This is a genomic window from Stenotrophomonas maltophilia (genome assembly GCF_004920835.1).
GTDB classification, from domain to species: Bacteria; Pseudomonadota; Gammaproteobacteria; order Xanthomonadales; family Xanthomonadaceae; genus Stenotrophomonas; species Stenotrophomonas maltophilia_AQ.
Map to the genome: position 1 here is coordinate 14,080 of NZ_QFHO01000024.1, position 17,459 is coordinate 31,538.

Here is a 17,459-nt window from a genome sequence, read left to right on the forward strand (position 1 = left end):
GCATGCCAAGGGCACAGGGGGCGCCCCGCGCATGAGCCTGCTGGGTGAAGCGCTGTCGGCACTGCGGGGCCGTCGTCGCCACGATGCAGCGGCGACGGCGACACCCGCCGCACCGCTGGATGCGGACCAGGCCCTGGTGCGGGCCATCATCGACGGCTCGCAGGCGGCGTTTTCGCAACTGGTCGAGACCCACCAGCGCACCTGCGCGCATGTGATCGGGCGCATGGTGGGCGACCGCGATCAGGTGGCCGACCTGCTGCAGGAGACCTTCCTGGCCGTGTTCCGCCAGCTGCACCGCTTTCGTTTTGAATCCTCGCTGCGCACCTGGGTTTCCCGGGTGGCCTACACCACCGCGCTGCAGCACCTGCGCCGGCGGCGGCTGGAGGCGCAATGGATGGTGGCGGTGGAGGTGCCGGAGCAACTGGGCGTCGGCGATGAAGGGCCGGGGCCGGGTGAATTGAGCGAGGCGCTGCAGGCCGGTCGTCATCTTGGCGTGGCGCTGGAGCGGCTGAGTGCACCGCAACGATTGATTGTCGGCCTGCACTACCTGGAGGACTTCGACCTGGCCGAGATCGAGCAGGTGACCGGACTGGCACGCGGTACCATCAAGAGCCACCTGCACCGCGCGCGCCAGGTCCTGAAGCAGGAACTGACGCGGCATGCCGCCGCCGGAGAACTGCTGTGACCCAATCGACCGACCCTCGTGACGCGGAAGAACGCGCACTGGCACAGGCGTTGCGTGAGCAGGCGCGGCAGGAAAAGGCGCCGGATGTGAGCGAGGCGTTGCAGAAGCGGATTGCCGCCGAGTCGCGCGACAGTGGTGTGGGTTATGTGGTGGTGCAGGTGGTGTTGCTGGGGGCGTTGGTGGCGGCGGCTGTCTGGTATTTCTGGGTCTAGAGAAACGCTGACGCCTGCACCTGCTTCTGGACGCTTCTTCCTCCAACACCCGATCAGATGGCCGGGCATCGGGTGTCATCTGCAAATCGACAGTTGGCCTTCCCCGTCAGATTCCGTCACGACGGTCTCGTCGTCAGTGGCCGTGGTTCTATCCAGGACATACGAGCTGCGTGTGTTTCCTGAGGAAAGTTGCAAATTCCATATCTCCACTTGAGGCGGCGTTTCACAATCAGAGATTCTCAACCATCAGCTTCCAAGGGGATGGAGTGAGAATCACATGGACAGGTGCGCGAGTAAGCCAATGCCGGATGCAGTTGGATGATGCTCTATTACATCCAGCTTTCGCTTGTCCGATTCAAGCAGCGAATCGGCACTCATCTGGCAATCGCTCTCATGCTGGGTGCAGGGATAGGGATCACCACCGTGATGCTTTCCATTGTTCTCCAGGCATCGTCCGATCCCGCACCAGGCCGGAGCTCGGCATTGTTCCGCCCGTACCTTGACGCGCGTCCAGATGCACTGCGCAGTGGCTCTCCGGATCCTGGTCAGTCACTGACCTGGCCAGACGCGAAGGTGCTTCTGAACCAAGGCCGGACGTGGAAACAGGCAGCAATGGCAGGGGGGGCGGTGACGCTCTCCCGGCCGGGAGAGTCCAGCGCAAGACTGCGCGCCAGGTTCGCCACGTCCGAAGTCTTCAGTGTCCTTGGCATTGCCGTTGTTCAAGGGCGGGCATGGACTACCGAGGAGGGACATGCTGCGAGTCGAATGGTGGTCCTGTCGCGTGCGCTCGCCCAGCGTGAATGTGCACAGGATTGCATTGGTCATCCGTTGGAACTGAGCAGACGCACCTATACCGTTGTGGGTGTCGCAGAGGATTGGCATCCGGTGCCGATGTTTCAGGGAGATCTCACGCGGCGGCCGTTTGTGGAGTCTGACGAGATCTACCTGCCAGTTGAAACCGCAATCGCGGACAAGTTGACTGTTGTGGACGGGACGGCGATCTGGGGGGGTGACCAGGACACGGATCTTGCAGGGGGCAACGTTTCATGGCTTCAACTGTGGGCGTGGCTGCCTACCGCAGATGATGTCGCCGCCTACCGCGCGAGTCTGAACGCCTATGCGCAGGCAAAGGGCCTTCGGATCGAACCAGGCACGCAGCAGGTGGCACTCTGGCCGTTGATGGATTGGCTGGACAGGCTGGGATTGGTTCCGGAGCGGGCCAGGATGCAGCTTCGGCTGTCACTGATCCTTCTCGGTGTGTGCGTCGTCAACGCGGCGGCACTGCTGAGCTTCAGTCTGGGGCGCCGTAGGCGGGAGCTTGCGATACGACGTGCGCTGGGAGCGCGACGCCGAGACGTGTTCGTCCAGCTCATGTGGGAATCCATCGCGGCGGGAGTCGCAAGCAGTGCACTCGCTGTCGTCACCTATGCGCTGGGAATCCGGGTGGTTGCTGCGGGAGACGTTCTGCCCAGCGCGATAACAGCGATGCATGCTGGGGCAATGCTGATGGCGGCTGCCCTGGGAGTCGTCACGACGTTGCTCTGCTCATTGGTCCCATCGTTTGAAATCTGCAGGGTCAGCTCACTGTCGAGTGCCTTCGCGAAGGGGGCTGCCTGAAATGTTCGAATCAATGAGGGAGACCCGACGACATCTGGGAAGCGCCGCATTGCTTGCAGTGCAGGCTGCGCTTGCAAGCCTGGCATGTGCGTTCGCACTGCAATCGGCGCTGGACAGCTTCGCCAGATTGAACACCGGGAGCATCCAGGAGGCAGTATCGATTGGTGTGGTCAGGGTCTCGGATGTCGAAGAAGGCGCGGATGCTGCAGTGCTGCGTGCAGACCTGTCCGCGATCCGGCTGCCCGGTGTTCAGGACACGGTTGTGAGCGACTCCGTTCCGTTCGGGGGAAGAGCCCATCGATACGGCGTGTGCACCAGCGAGTCGGCCATGGCGTACTCGATGAACGCGGGTACGACAGACGTTGCTGGATGTGATCGCATTCCCGTGGCAACTGCCAGCTCTGGCTTGCTGGCGATGCTGGGAGCGGGAATCGTCCTGGGACGGGATGCCACAGAGGACGACATGGCTGAAGGTGCTCCGGTAGTGCTGATCAGTGAAGCGCTGGCTGCCCGTCTGTTCGGAACGGAGAGTGCTGTTGGTCGCCACCTGTATTTCGGCCCCGGCAGCAGCCGGGTCATCGTGGGCGTATTTGCGTCTGTTGCAGGACCGGCACCAGGAGGCAATGAGCGGGACTCGCAGTGGGCGCTGCTTCCGGGCCTTCCCATGGGCGCCAGTCGCTATTATCTGGCGAAGTGGAAGTCGGAGGTTGATCGTTCATCGCTTGATCGCAGTGTCGATGCGCTGCAGCGGCCTTATCGGATCGTGAATCCGACCGGTGTCGAGACGCTGGCGGGATATCGCGACGCCTACGTCAAAGCTGATCGCTTCGCTACGACCGTGCTCGCGGTCATGACGGCCGTTGTTCTCGGTGTGCTGATGGCCGGAGTTTCCGGTGTCGTAGGCGCCTGGCTTGATCGGCGCCGGCACTCCATTGGGGTTCGACGGACACTGGGTGCTCGCGGCTCCGTGATCTTTGCCGAAATCATGTTCGAAGTTTCACTGTTCACCACACTGGGCGCCCTGCTCGGCGCGTTGTTGTTGCGGTGGATAGGGCCGCCACAGGATGGCATCACAGGTTCACTGTGGTTCTCGATATCGAGCGCTGTCGTGCTGGTGATGGCGGCCTGCTTGACTGCACTGGTACCCCGTGCCCTGCGAATCGCCAAGGAGCCGCCCTTGACCTTGCTCAAGCCCCTGTAGCCCATTCATCCTGTCATCCAGCTTCCCTGCGACAAAGTGAAGCAGCGCGTCACCCGGTCGCATCCCGTTTTAACAATATCCACCTAAAGTGGTGCGGTATCCCACCGGCAGCTGGCAGGAGGCGTCCCTTGGACGCGTTGTTGTTGTCCCGGATCCAGTTCGGATTCGTCATCAGTTTCCACGTGCTGTTCCCCGCCTTCACCATCGGTACGGCCAGCTGGCTGGCCTTCATCGAATGGCGCTGGCTGCGCACGAAGCTGCCGGTCTGGCGCGAACTGTATTTCTTCTGGCAGAAGATCTTCGCGGTGTCGTTCGGCATGGGCGTGGTCAGCGGCATCGTCATGGCCTTCCAGTTCGGCACCAACTGGCCGAGGCTGAGCGAGGTCGCCGGCACGGTCATCGGCCCGCTGCTGACCTATGAAGTGCTGACCGCCTTCTTCCTGGAAGCCAGCTTCCTCGGCGTGATGATGTTCGGCTGGGGCCGGGTCTCGCCGCGCCTGCATTTCCTGTCCACCTGCATGGTGGCGCTGGGCACGCTGTTCTCTACCTTCTGGATCCTCTCGTCCAACAGCTGGCTGCATACGCCAGCCGGTTACGAGATGGTCAACGGCATCGTGCATCCCGTCGATTGGTGGCAGGTGGTGTTCAATCCGTCCTTCCCGTACCGGCTGGCGCACATGGCGCTGGGTTCGTTCATCACCACCTGTTTCGTGATCGGTGGTGTGGGCGCGTGGTACCTGCGCAAGGGCACGCACGTGGAAGCGGGTCGGCGCATGCTGATCGCGGCGGTGGCGTTCGCGGCGCTGACCGTACCGGTGCAGATTTTCGTCGGCGACATGCATGGCCTGAACACGCTCAAGCATCAGCCGATGAAGATCGCGGCGATGGAGGCGCACTGGCATGAAACCAAGGAAGGCGAGGGCGTGCCGCTGGTGGTGTTCGCGCTGCCGAACGAGAAGGAAGAGCGCAACGACTTCGAAGTGGCCATTCCGAAGCTGGGCAGCGTGATCCTCACCCACAGCCTGGACGGCACCTTCGATCCGCTCACCTCGGTGCCGGCCAGCGAGCGCCCGCCGGTGACGCCGGTGTTCTTCGCCTTCCGCATCATGGTCGGGATGGGTACGTTGATGCTGTTGCTGGCCTGGGTCTCGGCCTTCCAGCTCTGGCGGAAGAAGCTGCTGGACTCGCCGTGGCTGCTGCGCGGCTGGAACTGGATGCTGCCGAGCGGCTTCATCGCGCTGCTGTCGGGCTGGTTCGTCACCGAAATGGGGCGCCAGCCGTGGGTGGTCTATGGCGTTCTGCGCACCGCTGATGCGGTCGGCCCACAGAGCGCGTGGATGACCGCGCTGTCGCTGGGTGTCTACGTGGTCGGCTACGCATTCGTATTTGGCTGGGGCATCTGGTACCTGGTGAAGATCCTGCGCCATGGGCCGCAGCCGTATGCCGAGGGGCCGTCGCTGGACCATGGCAGCCATACCCCGGCACGTCCGTTGTCGGCCGCCGACGAACCGTTGGAGGAGCACTGACATGGACCTGATGACCTGGCTGCCGGTGGCATGGTTCGCGGTGATCGGCTTCGGCGTGCTGATGTACGTGGTGCTGGACGGCTTCGTGCTCGGCATCGGCATCCTCGCCCCGTTCGCCGAGGACGAGGAACAGCTGGACCTGATGATGAACACTGCCGCGCCGATCTGGGACGGCAACGAGACCTGGCTGGTGCTGGGCGGTGCCGGCCTGCTGGCGGCCTTCCCCAAGGCGTATGCGGTGCTGCTGTCGGCGCTGTACCTGCCGGTGCTGCTGCTGGTGGTGGCGCTGGTGTTCCGCGGCGTGGCGTTCGAATTCCGTTTCAAGGCGCATCGTTCGCGCCGACTGTGGAGTGTGGCGTTCGGCCTCGGTTCGCTGCTGGCGACCTTCGCCCAAGGCGTGATCCTGGGCACCCTGGTGCAGGGCATTCCGCTGGTGGATGGTGTCTACCAGGGCGGCGCGTTTGCCTGGTTCAGCCCCTTCGCGATGCTGACCGGTGCTGCACTGGTGGCTGGTTACGCGCTGCTCGGCAGCACGTGGCTGATCCTGAAGACCGAAGGGCGCGTGCAGGCGCTGGCGCGGCAGATGACCCGGCCACTGGTGGTGGCGGTGATCGCGGCGATGGGCCTGGTCAGCAGCTGGTTGCCGTTCCTCGATTCGCGCCTGATGGAACGCTGGTTCAGCGATGGCAACTTCTGGTGGCTGTCGCCGGTGCCGCTGCTGACCCTGGCGGTGGCTGCCGCGCTGTGGCGCAGTGCCACTCACCCGCGCCGCGACCTGCCGCCGTTCCTGCTCAGCCTGGCCCTGTTCGTGCTCGGCTTCCTGGGCCTGGTGCTGGGCATGTGGCCGTACCTGCTGCCGCCGTCGATGACGCTGTGGCAGGCCGCCGCGCCGGCGTCTTCGCTGGGCTTCACGCTGGTTGGGCTGGTCATATTGCTGCCAGTCATCCTCGGCTATACAGCGTGGTCCTACCGGGTATTCCGCGGCAAAGTGCACGCTGACGCGGGCTACCACTGAGAATCCTGCGCGGGAACTGCGGCTGGCAGTTCCCGCGTTGTTGTTTGTGAAGACTGCATTCCCTGCGTTGGACGTGATAGCGTGCGCTCCTTTCCGGCAGCCAAGGGGGTAGCCGGCAACGTCCTGGACGGACGCACGGCTGCAGGAAGGGGGAGCCGCGCGTCGCCTTGAGTGGCCCGTGCCTATCGTTCCCCCAGTGAAACACCACCGCTAGATGATTGAATTCTCCGTCGTCGACTGGGCCGCCTGGGCGCCTGGCCTGACCGAGCGCAGCCAATGGCTGCGCTGGGCCGATGTGCCGTTCCTGCCCGTGGGCGAGGGCGCGCCAGCGCTCACCGAAGTCCCGGCGATGCAGCGTCGGCGTATCGAACGGCTGGGCCGGATGGCGATCCAGGCCGCATGCTGGTGCGAGGACGCGCAGGGTGCCGACAGCCAGGTGCCGCTGGTTTTCGCCAGCCGCCATGGCGACGTGGCGCGCTCGATGGATCTGCTGGCATCGCTGGCAAGCGGAGAACCCATGTCGCCCACGACCTTCGGGCTGTCTGTGCACAACGCCATTGCAGCGCTGTACTCGATTGCCCGCGGTCACCGAGGCAACTACCTGGCGTTGGCCGCGGGCCAGGCCACGGCAGAAGCCGCCTGCCTGGAAGCGGTCGGGCTGCTGGCCGACGGCGCCCGTGAGGTGCGTGTGGTGGTGTACGAATCGCCCCTGCCGGGCATATACGCGCCGTTCGCCGACGAACCCGACGTGTTCTTCGCATGGTGCTGGCGTCTCACCCAGCCTCGCGAAGGCTGCCCGACCCTGTCATTGCGCTGGGAGCCGGCGAGTGCCGCCGAGGGCGTGCCGGGCCATCTGCCGCACGCACTGGACCTGCACCGCTTCCTGTTGTCGGGAATGCCGGCGCTTGAGCATGTAACGCAGGGACAACGCTGGTCCTGGGGCCGCCGTGGCTGAGAGGCTGCGCCGCCTCGATCATGCGTGGCGTGTGTTCGGCACGGCGCTGTGCTTTCTTGCTTTTGGCCTGGGCGGGCTGGTGCTGGGAACGGTGGTAATGCCGCTGCTGCTGTTGATGCGCGACCCACTCGCGCGCCGCCGCCGTGCCCGCCGTCTGGTCCAGCTCGCCTTTGCCGGCCAGCTGCGGCTGATGCGCAGCCTGGGTGTGATGACCTGCGAGATCGAAGGGCGCGAACGCCTGCAGCGCGACGGTCTGTTGGTGCTGGCCAACCATCCAACGCTCATCGATGTGGTCTGCCTTGTGTCACTGATGCCCAACGCGGAGTGCGTGGTCAAGCGCGCGGTGGCCAGCAACCCGTTCATGCGCGGTGCGGTGCGGGCCGCCGGCTACATTGCCAACGACGATGGGCCCGGCCTGGTCGATGACTGCGTGAAGGCGGTCCGTGCGGGTGGCAGCCTGGTCATCTTTCCGGAGGGCACCCGCAGCGTGCCCGGGCAGCCACTGCGGCTGCAGCGCGGCGCCGCCAACATCGCCGTCCGCGGCCGTCTGGACATCACGCCGGTGCGGATCACCTGTACGCCGCCAGCCCTGGCCAAAGGGCAGAAGTGGTATCGTATCCCCTCACGTTGCTTTCACGTTCGGCTGCAGATCGGCGAAGATATCCCGATCTCGCCATTTCTGGTCGAAGACGACTCGCCAGGAGGGAATGCCCTGGCGGCACGTCGCGTCACCGAGCACCTTTCCCGTTACTTCGACCTGTCTGGAGACCCCACCCGTGCAAGCACTTGAGCACGAGATCAAGGTATTGATCATTTCCTCGCTTTCATTGGAGGACATCACGCCGGAGGATATCGATCCGGTTGCGCCGCTGTTCGTCGAGGGCCTTGGCCTGGATTCGATCGATGCGCTGGAACTGGGCCTGGCGCTGCAGAAGAAGTACGGTGTGAGCCTGTCATCCGACTCGGAAGAGACCCGCCGCCATTTTTCCAGCGTGCGCGCGCTTGGCGAGTTCGTCGCCGCCCATCGGTCGTAACCGGTGCCAGGAACTGCCATGACCAAGAATGAACTGTTCGATCGCATCGTTTCCATCCTCACCGACAGCTTCGAGATCGAACCGGCCCGGGTCACGCCCCAGGCCCGCCTGTACGACGATCTGGACATCGACAGCATCGATGCGGTCGATCTGATCGTCCAGCTCAAGCCGCTGCTGGGTCGCAACCTGCAGCCGGAAGCATTCAAGGCCGTGCGTACGGTGCAGGACATCGTCGATGTGACGCATGGCCTGCTGCCGGACCAGGCGGCCGCCTGACCGCAGCGCGGGCGTCGTTCCCATGGCACGCGCACGCACGGTGGCGGTGGCTGCGATCTCGTTGGCCTATCCGCTGCTGGTCTATCTGGCGATGGGCCGTTTCGAGCCGCGCTGGTCGTCGCTGCTGCTGTTCGCACTGGCCCTGCTGCGGGCACTCGGCACGCGCCAACCGGTGTGGTGGGGCGCGGCAGCGGGTGCCGGCCTGCTCGCGGTGCTGGCGACGGTACTCAATCAGGCGCTGCCATTGAAGCTGTACCCGGCGCTGGTCAATGCCGTAATGCTGGTCGTGTTTGCCGGCAGCCTTCGATTCGGTCCTCCCGTGGTCGAGCGCCTGGCCCGGTTGCAGGAGCCGGACCTGCCGGCGTCGGCGGTGCCCTATACCCGTCGCGTCACCCAGGTGTGGTGCGGCTTCTTCGTCTTCAACGGCAGCCTGGCCCTGCTTACCGCGCTGTGTGCGTCGGACCGGGTCTGGATGCTCTACAACGGATTGCTGGCGTACGTGTTGATGGGAATCCTGTTTGCGGGTGAGTGGCTGGTGCGGCAACGGGTCAGGGCGGTGCACACGCATGGCTGAGTGGATTGCCCTGGACCGGCTGCTGCTGGATGCGCGGCCGCAACGCCCGGTCGGCGTCTGCGACGGTGTGCTGCTCGATCACGCCGGGTTCCGCCGGCGCGTGTTGGCGTGGCGCTCGGCCTTTGCCGCTGCCGAGGGGCGCGACTGGGCCCTCTACTTCGACGATGCCGTGGCCTTCGCCGCAGCGCTGTACGGTGCCTGGCATGCCGGCAAGCGGGTGTTCCTGGCTGCCGACAACCTGCCGGCCACGCTGCAGGCCCTGCAGTCACAGGTGAGTGGTTTTGCCGGCGATGTCTCCGCCGACTGCCGCCCGCTGGCGGCGGTGGATGCAGCTGCGGACGGCGCGTTGCGGATGCTGGACGAGCGCGCCTGCGAACTGTGCGTGTTCACCTCCGGCAGCACCGGCCAACCCAGCGCGATCAGCAAGCGCCTGGACCAGCTGGCGCGCGAAGTCGACGCGCTGCAGGCTGCCTTCGGCGCGCAGCTGGAGGGGGTGGAGGTGCATGGTACGGTTTCGCACCAGCACATCTACGGCCTGCTGTTCCGCGTGCTGTGGCCGCTGGCGGCCGGTCGCCTGATCCATCCACGCCGGTTCTTCCATGAAGATCTGGTGGCGGCGCTGTCCGGTACCGATACGGTGCTGGTGGCGACTCCGGCCCACCTCAAACGCCTGCCCGAACAGTTGGATTGGGCCAGCCTGCGCGGCCGCCTGCGTGCGGTGTTCTCCTCTGGCGGGCCGTTGCCGGAAGAGGCGGCCCGGCAGGTACGGCAGTGGCTGGGTGTGGCCCCGACCGAGGTCTATGGCAGCAGCGAGACCGGCGGCATTGCCTGGCGGCGCTGGGATACCGATCTGCCGCCGTGGCAACCGCTGCCGGGCGTGCAGTGGCGGATCGAGGACGATTGCCTGGCCGTGGCATCGCCGCATCTGGAAAACGCCGATTGGTGGCGCACCCAGGACCGCGTCGAAGCGCTGGCCGACGGACGCTTCCGCCTGCTGGGCCGAACCGATCGCATCGTCAAGATCGAAGAGCGGCGCGTCTCGCTGGATGCGCTGGAACGTGCGCTGCGCGAAGACACCGAAGTGGAGGATGCACGCGTGCTGGTGCTGCCGGGCCAACGCGAACAGCTTGCAGCGGTGGTGGTGCCGGCAGATCCCGCGCTGCTGGACGGCGGTGATGCGGCGCGTCGTGCTTTCGGTCAGCGCCTGGGCGCGCGGCTGGCCAACGGCCACGACGCAGTGAGCCGTCCACGTCGCTGGCGACTGGTCCCGTCGCTGCCGTTCAATGCGCAGGGCAAGGTCACCCAGGCAGCGCTGGCGGCACTGTTCCAGCCGCTGATGCCGGTACCGCAGTGGGATCACCGCGATACATCCAGCGCGACATTGCGCATGACCCTCGACCCGGCGCTGCGGCCGTTCCAGGGCCACTTCCCGCAGGCAGCTATCCTGCCCGGTGTGGCCCAGTTGGACTGGGCGGTGCGTTTCGGCCGCCAGGCGTTCGCGATGCCGGCGGGTTTCCTGCGCATGGACGCGGTGAAGTTCCAGCACGTGGCCCGCCCGGGTGACGTGCTGACCCTGCAGCTGGACTGGGATGCCGCGCGCAGTGTGCTGGCCTTCCGCTATACCTCCAGCCACGGGATGCACTCGAGCGGAAAAGTGGTGTTTGCCGATGCGGATTGATCCCTCCATTGCCAAAGCCGCGTTCGCGCCATTGGTGGTTATTCCTGTCTACGACCACGAACATGCGATCGCGGCGGTGGTCGACGGCGTGCTGGCATCCGGCCTTCCGTGCCTGCTGGTGGACGACGGCTCACATGACGCATGTGCGGCAGTGCTGCGCTCGCTGGCGCAGCGTCAGGGGGTCGACCTGCTGCGCCTGGACATCAACCAGGGCAAGGGCGGGGCGATGCTGGCCGGTTTCGCCGAGGCCCACGCGCGTGGCTACAGCCACGTGCTGCAGATCGATGCCGATGGCCAGCACGACACCGGAGACATGCCGCGCTTCATCGAGGCGGCGCGTGCGCATCCGGATGCGGTGATCTGCGGTATCCCGGCCTACGACGCCAGCGTGCCGAAGGCGCGCCTGTACGGCCGCTACGCCACCCACATCTGGGTCTGGATCAATACGCTGTCGCTGCACCTGCGCGACACCATGTGCGGCTTCCGCGTGTACCCACTGCCACCGGTTCTGCGCCTGATCGGCGAAGAGACCATCGGCCGGCGCATGGATTTCGATACCGAGGTGATCGTGCGCCTGTACTGGCGGCAGGTGCCGGTCGAGCACCTGGCCACGCGCGTGACCTATCCTTCCGATGGCGTGTCGCACTTTGACATGTGGCGCGACAACGTGCGCATCACCCGCATGCACACCCGCCTTTTCTTCGGCATGCTCTGGCGCGCACCGCGCCTGCTGCGCCGCCGCCTGCGAGGACATCGCTGAAATGGCGACCCCGCAGGGTGCCCCGCACTGGGCCGATATCGGTGAATCCACCTCGGTGGCCGGCGTGCTGGTCCTGTACTGGGTGCACCGCTGGTTCGGGCGCTGGCCGTTCCGCATGTGCGTGTGGCCGGTGGTGGCCTGCCACTGGCTGGGCAACCGCGTTGGCCGCGAGGCTTCGATGCAGTATCTGCAGCGGCTGCAGGCCTACAGCGGCGTGCTGGGACGGGTGCCGACCCGGCGCGACAGCCTGCGCCACTTCTTTGCGTTTGCCGACACGATGCTGGACAAGATCCTCGGCATCGGCGGGCGCTATCCGCCCGAACGCATCCACCTGCATCGCACCCCGGTGCTGGAAAGGATCGCGCAGCGCGAAGGCGGGCTGATCCTCACCGCGCACATCGGCTGCCTGGAACTGTGCCAGGTGCTGGCCGAGCGGGTTCCCGGCCTGCGCATCACCGTGCTGGTGCACACCGCGCATGCGCAGCGCTTCAACCGCCTGCTGCGCCGGCTGGATCCGCTGGCAGCGGTGGAGCTTGTGCAGGTCACCGAAATGGGGCCTGCCACGGCAATGATGCTGGCCGACAAGGTCGCCGCCGGCGGTTTCGTGGCCATTGTCGGCGACCGCACGCCGGTCGGCGGCGGGCGCAGCATCAGCGTCGATTTCCTCGGGCAGCGCGCGCCGTTCCCGATTGGTGGTTATGTGCTGGCCGCTGCACTGGGCTGCCCGGTCTACACCATGGCCTGCCTGCATGAGGGCGAAGGTTACCGGGTCGTGTTCGAGCCGTTCGCCGATCGCATCGTGCTGCCACGCGGGTCGCGTGATGCCGCGCTGTCCGGGCAGGTGCAGCGCTACGCGGGTTGGCTCGAACGCCAGGTCATCCAGTCGCCGCTGGACTGGTTCAATTTCTTTCCCTTCTGGGATCAGGCTCCGCATGACGACTGACGCCGTACCCGTGTGTCGCTTTGGCGATGCACCCTTGACCATCGAAGACGTGGTTGCCCTGGCTCAGCGCCGTTGCGAAGCCGCACTGAGCGAGGCGTCGGCGTTCCGCGCGCACATCCAGCGCGGTGCCGACTTCCTCGACCGCCTGCTGCGCGATGACGGCGTGATCTACGGCGTGACCACCGGCTACGGCGACTCGTGCACGGTCAACATCCCGCCGGCGCTGGTAGCCGAGCTGCCGCACCATCTGTACACCTATCATGGCTGCGGCCTGGGCCGTTACCTGGACCCGGTCGAGACCCGCGCGGTGCTGGCCGCGCGCCTGGCGTCGCTGGTGCGTGGCATGTCCGGTGTCAGCGTACCGCTGCTCGAAGGGCTGGCTACGCTGCTGCAGCACGATGTACTGCCGCTGATTCCGGCCGAAGGTTCGGTCGGTGCCAGCGGTGACCTGACCCCACTGTCCTACGTGGCGGCGGTGCTGTGTGGCGAGCGCGAGGTGCTGCACGACGGCCGCGTGCAGCCGGCGGCCGACGTGCTGGCGAAGATCGGCATGGCGCCACTGAAGTTGCGGCCGAAGGAAGGCCTGGCGATCATGAACGGCACCGCGGTGATGACCGGCCTGGCCTGCCTGGCCTGGCAGCGCGCCGACTATCTGGCACGCATGGCCACGCGCCTGACCGCCTTCAATGTGCTGGCCAGCGACGGCAACGCGCACCACTTCGACGAAGACCTGTTCGCAGCCAAACCACACCCGGGCCAGATGCGCATTGCTGCGCGCCTGCGCAGCGACCTGCACAGCGAGTGCCCGCCGCGCAATGAACAGCGCCTGCAGGACCGTTACTCGCTGCGCTGCGCGCCGCATGTGATCGGCGTGCTGGAAGACAGCCTGCCGTTCCTGCGCCAGCTGATCGAAACCGAACTGAACAGCGCCAACGACAATCCGCTGATCGATGCCGACGGCGAACGCATCCTGCACGGTGGCCACTTCTACGGAGGCCACATCGCGCTGGCGATGGATACCCTGAAGAACACGGTAGCCAACGTTGCCGACCTGCTCGACCGCCAGCTGGCGCTGGTGGTCGATGCGCGCTACAGCCATGGACTGCCGGCCAACCTGTCGGCCGCCACCGGCCCGCGTGCGGCCATCAACCATGGCCTGAAGGCACTGCAGATCAGCGTTTCGGCGTGGACTGCCGAAGCACTGAAGCAGACAATGCCGGCCAGCGTGTTCTCCCGTTCCACCGAATGCCACAACCAGGACAAGGTCAGCATGGGCACGATCGCTGCGCGCGACTGCCTGCGGGTGATCGAGCTGACCGAACAGGTAGTCGCTGCAATGCTGATTGCCGCCCGTCAGGGCCTGGCGCTGCGCGAACGGGTTGGCATGAACGCGCAGCTGCATGGCAGTCTGGCCGACATGTACGCCGACCTGGGGCAGCGCATCGCCCTGGTCGAAGAAGACCGCGCGCTGGATCGCGAACTGCGGGACCTGCTGGTGGAGATCCGCGCGCAACGTTGGGAGCTGTATGCCGGTGAATGAAGCAATCGAACGGATGGCCGAAGTTGCGTTGGCCCCGCCCTTCCATGACTGCGACCCGATGAACGTGGTCTGGCATGGCCATTACTTCAAGTACTTCGAGATCGCGCGTTGTGCACTGCTGGGTCGTTACAACTACGACTACCCGCAGATGCTCGAATCGGGTTACCTCTGGCCGGTGGTCGACGCACGGGTGAAGTATGTGCGCCCGCTGCTGTTCAACCAGCCCCTGCGCGTGGTCGCACGCCTCGTGGAATGGGAGAACCGGCTGAAGATCGACTATGAAATCCTCGATGCGCAGAGCGGCCAGGTGCTGACCCGCGCAATGACCATCCAGGTGGCGGTGGACGCGGCCAGCAGGGAAATGCTGTACCAGTGCCCGCCTGTACTGTGGGAGCGCCTGGGAGTGCCTGCGCCATGAACCGAGCCAACCGTTTTGCGCGTGCGCTGCTGGGCGCGGTGTTGCTGCTGGCCGCACCGCTGGTGCAGGCCGCCGATCCGGCCATCGACGCGATCACCCAGGCGGTGGCGCGGCCGGACGTACTGCGTGGCCAGTTCACGCAGGAAAAGCAGGTCAGCGGCTTCAAGAATCCGTTGCGCTCGCAGGGCCGGTTCGTGGTCGCGCGCCAGCATGGCGTGATCTGGACCACGCTGAAGCCGTTTCCCTCCGAGGTGGTGGTTACTGCCGACCGCATCCTGAGCCGCCAGCGTGACGGCAGCACCCGCGTCGAGCTCGATGCGCGGCAGCAGCCGGCGATGCGCTCGGTGAACGCGATCATGTTCGCGCTGATGAGTGGCGACGTGCAGGCACTGTCCGGCCCGTTCAACGTGACAGTCAGCCGCGAAGGGCAGGGCTGGCGGCTGCAGCTGAGGCCGAAGTCAGCGATGCTGGCCAAGGCGTTCCAGTCGCTGACCCTGCAGGGCGACCGTTACGTGCGCCAGGTCGAGATCGTCGAGGCCAGCAAAGACCGCACGCTGATCCATTTCGACGCGCTCAGCGAGGCTCCGGCCGCGCTCAGCGCAGACGAGGCGCGCCGCTTTGAGTGAGGACGTTGCGTTGAATGCACCGGACCGGTTGCGGCGCTGGTGGCATTGGCTGGGCATCGCCTGGCTGGTGCTGCTGCTGGCGCTGGGCGTGCAGCAGTGGCACCTGTGGAGCCAGCAATCGCGGATCGACACCGACATCCTCGCATTGTTGCCGCAGGACGCGCACGACCGTCTGTTGAGCGACGTCACCCGGCGCATCGCCGATGGCAGTTCGCGGCAGGTGGTGGTGCTGCTGGGCAGCAAGGACGGCGCTGCCGCCAAGCGTGCGCAGGCCGCGTTTGCTGCGGCCATGGCCAAGGACGCCGATCACGCGTTGCTGGTGCCCAGCGGCTCGATCGAAGGCTGGTTCGATGAGGCGCGCGCGTTCTACGCGCCGTACCGCGACCGCCTGCTGACCCCGGCCCAGCGCAAGCAGCTGCAGGGCGGCGAACCGGGCGCGCTGGCCGAGCAGGCGCTGGCTGCGCTGTATGGCCCGATGGGGGCCCCACGCCTGACCGAGTGGCGACAGGACCCGTTGTCGCTGTGGCCGCAGTGGTGGCAGCAGCAGGCGCAGGGCTCGGGCCTGCGGCTGGGCGATGATGGCCTGCTCGACGCCGAAGGCAGGTACTGGGCTGCACTGCAGTTCGATACGCCGGGTTCGGCGTTCAAGCTCGATGGCGAGCGCCATCTGGATGGATTGCTGGAACGTGCCGGGCAGGCCGCGAAGGCGGCCGCTCCGGATCTGGAGATCCTGCATGCGGGCGTGCCGCTGCATGCCGAAGCTGCGGCGGTGCAGGCCAACCGGGAGATCAATACCATCGGCTGGGGCTCGCTGGCGGCTGTGCTGCTGCTGGTGTGGCTCGCGTTCCGCTCGCTGCGGCCGATCCTGCTGGTGGCCACGTCGCTGCTGATCGGCTGTGGCGTGGCGCTGGCGGTGACCGTGCTGGTGTTCGGCAACGTGCACGTGTTGACCCTGGTGTTCGGTGCATCGCTGGTGGGCGTGGCCGAGGACTATGGCATCCACTGGTTTGCGTCGCGGCAGGCCGAACCGGCTGATCGCCGCTGGAAGCTGCTGCGGCACCTGCTGCCTGGCCTGTGGCTGGCGCTACTGACCAGTGCGCTAGCGTACTTGGCGTTGGGCCTGGCGCCGTTCCCCGGGCTGCGCCAGATGGCGCTGTTCTCGGTGGTCGGCCTGGCGGCCGCGTTCCTGACGGTGATCTTCTGGTTCCCGTGGCTGGATGGTGGTGAGATCCGCCAGACCCGTTTTTCGCAGTGGCTGGGCAGCACGCTGGAGCGCTTCCCGCGTCTGCATGGCCGCCGACCGGTGGCGATGTTCGTGGTGATCACGCTGGCGCTGTCTGCGATCGGCATCGCCCGCCTGCAGAGCAACGATGACCTGCGCAGCCTGCAGTCCTCGCCGCCGGCATTGATGGCACAGCAGATCCGCCTCAGCCAGCTGCTGGGCATGCCCAGCCCGGCGCAGTTCTACCTGGTGCAGGGTGCGGATGCCGCGCAGCTGTTGCAGCGTGAGGAAGCACTGACCGAGCGCCTGCGTGTATTGGCCAACGACAAACGCATTGGTGGCTACCGCGCGATCAGCGATTGGCTGCCGTCGCCGTCGCGCCAGCAGGCCGATGCCGGGCTGACCGCGAAGGTCGAACCGGGTGTGCTGTCTGCCGTGTCGGAGGCGGTCGGTGAACCGCTGCAGCGACCGCAGTTCGCGAACGCACCGCTCACCGCCGAAGCCTTCCTGGCCTCGCCGGCCTCGCAGCCGTTCCGCCACCTGTGGGTGGGCGACGTGGGCGGGCAGATGATCAGCGTGGTGATGGTCGATGACCTGTCGCGTGCCGATGCGCTGGCCACCCTGCAGGGCGCGGCCGAAGGCCTGCCGGGCGTGCGCTGGGTGGACCGCACCGCCGATTTCTCGCAGCTGCTGGGTCACTACCGCAAGCTGATGGGTGGGCTGCTGCTGGTCGGTATCGTGCTGGTGTTCGGCGCGCTGTGGCTGCGCTACCGCCGCCAGGCCTGGCGAGTATTCGCGCCGACGCTCATTGCCGGTGCGCTGACCCTGGGTTTGCTGGGCCTGTTCGGCCAGCCGCTGCAGCTGTTCAACGTACTGGCGCTGATGCTGCTGCTGGGCATGGGCATCGACTACGGCATCTTCCTGATCGAGCACCGTGGCGATGCCAGCGCATGGCTGGCGGTGTGCGTGGGCGCGGCCAGCACCTGGCTGTCGTTCGGCCTTCTGGGGCTGTCGCAGACCCCGGCGCTGCGCGCCTTCGGCCTCACGCTGTTGTTCGGCATCGGCCTGGTCTGGCTGATCTCGCCATTGTTCCGACCGTCACCCCATGCATTGCCGCCGTCCTGAATCGGAGTGCGTGCGCCACAGCCCGACGCTGGCGCGGCGACCACTTCGGGAA

18 protein-coding genes are annotated in these 17,459 nt (G+C 66.2%); all 18 read left to right on the forward strand.

Translation table 11 applies throughout. The annotated features are described in order from the left end of the window. The first annotated feature begins 31 nt into the window (after positions 1 to 31). Positions 32 to 685, forward strand: coding sequence for an RNA polymerase sigma factor (locus DI041_RS15730; protein ID WP_136639775.1), 654 nt, complete (start codon positions 32 to 34; stop codon positions 683 to 685). Continuing rightward, positions 682 to 897: a hypothetical protein gene (locus DI041_RS15735; RefSeq protein ID WP_046983468.1), complete on the forward strand. Its 216-nt coding sequence runs from the start codon at positions 682 to 684 to the stop codon at positions 895 to 897. Before DI041_RS15730 ends, DI041_RS15735 begins: the two co-directional genes overlap by 4 nt. Before the next feature lie 321 nt (positions 898 to 1,218). Further along, positions 1,219 to 2,514 carry an ABC transporter permease gene (locus DI041_RS15740; RefSeq protein WP_248298514.1) on the forward strand — a complete coding sequence of 432 codons (1,296 nt, stop codon included), beginning with the start codon at positions 1,219 to 1,221 and terminating at the stop codon, positions 2,512 to 2,514. Positions 2,515 to 2,527: 13 nt separating this feature from the next. Further along, a complete protein-coding gene (locus DI041_RS15745; RefSeq protein ID WP_248298513.1) occupies positions 2,528 to 3,715 on the forward strand; it encodes an ABC transporter permease in 1,188 nt (395 codons plus the stop codon). Between the two features lie 128 nt (positions 3,716 to 3,843). Further along, positions 3,844 to 5,241, forward strand: coding sequence for a cytochrome ubiquinol oxidase subunit I (locus DI041_RS15750; protein ID WP_136639772.1), 1,398 nt, complete (start codon positions 3,844 to 3,846; stop codon positions 5,239 to 5,241). 1 nt (position 5,242) lies between these two features. Then, positions 5,243 to 6,256 (forward strand): cytochrome d ubiquinol oxidase subunit II, encoded by a 1,014-nt coding sequence (gene cydB / locus DI041_RS15755; protein ID WP_046983472.1) that lies wholly within the window; start codon positions 5,243 to 5,245, stop codon positions 6,254 to 6,256. Between the two features lie 214 nt (positions 6,257 to 6,470). Further along, entirely contained in the window at positions 6,471 to 7,211 is a 741-nt protein-coding gene (locus DI041_RS15760) for a beta-ketoacyl synthase chain length factor (protein WP_046983473.1), read from the forward strand. After that, positions 7,204 to 8,001: a lysophospholipid acyltransferase family protein gene (locus tag DI041_RS15765; RefSeq protein WP_136639771.1), complete on the forward strand. Its 798-nt coding sequence runs from the start codon at positions 7,204 to 7,206 to the stop codon at positions 7,999 to 8,001. The genes DI041_RS15760 and DI041_RS15765 overlap by 8 nt, the downstream gene beginning before the upstream one ends. Continuing rightward, entirely contained in the window at positions 7,988 to 8,245 is a 258-nt protein-coding gene (locus DI041_RS15770) for a phosphopantetheine-binding protein (RefSeq protein ID WP_046983475.1), read from the forward strand. Before DI041_RS15765 ends, DI041_RS15770 begins: the two co-directional genes overlap by 14 nt. 18 nt (positions 8,246 to 8,263) lie before the next feature. Then, positions 8,264 to 8,521 carry an acyl carrier protein gene (locus DI041_RS15775; protein WP_046983476.1) on the forward strand — a complete coding sequence of 86 codons (258 nt, stop codon included), beginning with the start codon at positions 8,264 to 8,266 and terminating at the stop codon, positions 8,519 to 8,521. Between the two features lie 22 nt (positions 8,522 to 8,543). Continuing rightward, on the forward strand, positions 8,544 to 9,095 hold the full coding sequence (locus DI041_RS15780) for a COG4648 family protein (RefSeq protein ID WP_136639770.1): 552 nt from the start codon (positions 8,544 to 8,546) through the stop codon (positions 9,093 to 9,095). Further along, complete coding sequence (locus DI041_RS15785) at positions 9,088 to 10,773, forward strand: ApeI family dehydratase (RefSeq protein ID WP_046983478.1); 1,686 nt, start codon at positions 9,088 to 9,090, stop codon at positions 10,771 to 10,773. Before DI041_RS15780 ends, DI041_RS15785 begins: the two co-directional genes overlap by 8 nt. After that, the gene (locus tag DI041_RS15790; protein WP_136639769.1) at positions 10,763 to 11,533 is read left to right on the forward strand and encodes a glycosyltransferase family 2 protein; all 771 of its coding nucleotides are present in this window, start codon (positions 10,763 to 10,765) and stop codon (positions 11,531 to 11,533) included. The genes DI041_RS15785 and DI041_RS15790 overlap by 11 nt, the downstream gene beginning before the upstream one ends. A 1-nt stretch (position 11,534) precedes the next feature. Further along, positions 11,535 to 12,476, forward strand: coding sequence for a lysophospholipid acyltransferase family protein (locus DI041_RS15795; RefSeq protein ID WP_046983480.1), 942 nt, complete (start codon positions 11,535 to 11,537; stop codon positions 12,474 to 12,476). Continuing rightward, positions 12,466 to 14,016, forward strand: coding sequence for an HAL/PAL/TAL family ammonia-lyase (locus DI041_RS15800; RefSeq protein WP_136639768.1), 1,551 nt, complete (start codon positions 12,466 to 12,468; stop codon positions 14,014 to 14,016). The genes DI041_RS15795 and DI041_RS15800 overlap by 11 nt, the downstream gene beginning before the upstream one ends. Then, the gene (locus DI041_RS15805) at positions 14,003 to 14,434 is read left to right on the forward strand and encodes an acyl-CoA thioesterase (protein ID WP_136639767.1); all 432 of its coding nucleotides are present in this window, start codon (positions 14,003 to 14,005) and stop codon (positions 14,432 to 14,434) included. The genes DI041_RS15800 and DI041_RS15805 overlap by 14 nt, the downstream gene beginning before the upstream one ends. Beyond that, positions 14,431 to 15,060, forward strand: a complete 630-nt coding sequence (locus DI041_RS15810; RefSeq protein ID WP_136639766.1) for an outer membrane lipoprotein carrier protein LolA — start codon at positions 14,431 to 14,433, stop codon at positions 15,058 to 15,060. Before DI041_RS15805 ends, DI041_RS15810 begins: the two co-directional genes overlap by 4 nt. Continuing rightward, positions 15,053 to 17,407, forward strand: coding sequence for an MMPL family transporter (locus DI041_RS15815; protein ID WP_136640143.1), 2,355 nt, complete (start codon positions 15,053 to 15,055; stop codon positions 17,405 to 17,407). Before DI041_RS15810 ends, DI041_RS15815 begins: the two co-directional genes overlap by 8 nt. Positions 17,408 to 17,459 lie beyond the last annotated feature (52 nt).

Excerpts from the sequence above, each read along its gene's own strand:
- DI041_RS15730 (WP_136639775.1), top strand. The coding sequence starts at position 32 with ATGAGCCTGCTGGGTGAAGCGCTGTCGGCACTGCGGGGCCGTCGTCGC.
- DI041_RS15740 (WP_248298514.1), top strand. The coding sequence starts at position 1,219 with ATGCTCTATTACATCCAGCTTTCGCTTGTCCGATTCAAGCAGCGAATC.
- DI041_RS15745 (WP_248298513.1), top strand. The coding sequence starts at position 2,528 with ATGAGGGAGACCCGACGACATCTGGGAAGCGCCGCATTGCTTGCAGTG.
- cydB (WP_046983472.1), top strand. The coding sequence starts at position 5,243 with ATGGACCTGATGACCTGGCTGCCGGTGGCATGGTTCGCGGTGATCGGC.
- DI041_RS15760 (WP_046983473.1), top strand. The coding sequence starts at position 6,471 with ATGATTGAATTCTCCGTCGTCGACTGGGCCGCCTGGGCGCCTGGCCTG.
- DI041_RS15775 (WP_046983476.1), top strand. The coding sequence starts at position 8,264 with ATGACCAAGAATGAACTGTTCGATCGCATCGTTTCCATCCTCACCGAC.
- DI041_RS15780 (WP_136639770.1), top strand. The coding sequence starts at position 8,544 with ATGGCACGCGCACGCACGGTGGCGGTGGCTGCGATCTCGTTGGCCTAT.
- DI041_RS15785 (WP_046983478.1), top strand. The coding sequence starts at position 9,088 with ATGGCTGAGTGGATTGCCCTGGACCGGCTGCTGCTGGATGCGCGGCCG.
- DI041_RS15790 (WP_136639769.1), top strand. The coding sequence starts at position 10,763 with ATGCGGATTGATCCCTCCATTGCCAAAGCCGCGTTCGCGCCATTGGTG.
- DI041_RS15795 (WP_046983480.1), top strand. The coding sequence starts at position 11,535 with ATGGCGACCCCGCAGGGTGCCCCGCACTGGGCCGATATCGGTGAATCC.
- DI041_RS15800 (WP_136639768.1), top strand. The coding sequence starts at position 12,466 with ATGACGACTGACGCCGTACCCGTGTGTCGCTTTGGCGATGCACCCTTG.
- DI041_RS15805 (WP_136639767.1), top strand. The coding sequence starts at position 14,003 with ATGCCGGTGAATGAAGCAATCGAACGGATGGCCGAAGTTGCGTTGGCC.
- DI041_RS15810 (WP_136639766.1), top strand. The coding sequence starts at position 14,431 with ATGAACCGAGCCAACCGTTTTGCGCGTGCGCTGCTGGGCGCGGTGTTG.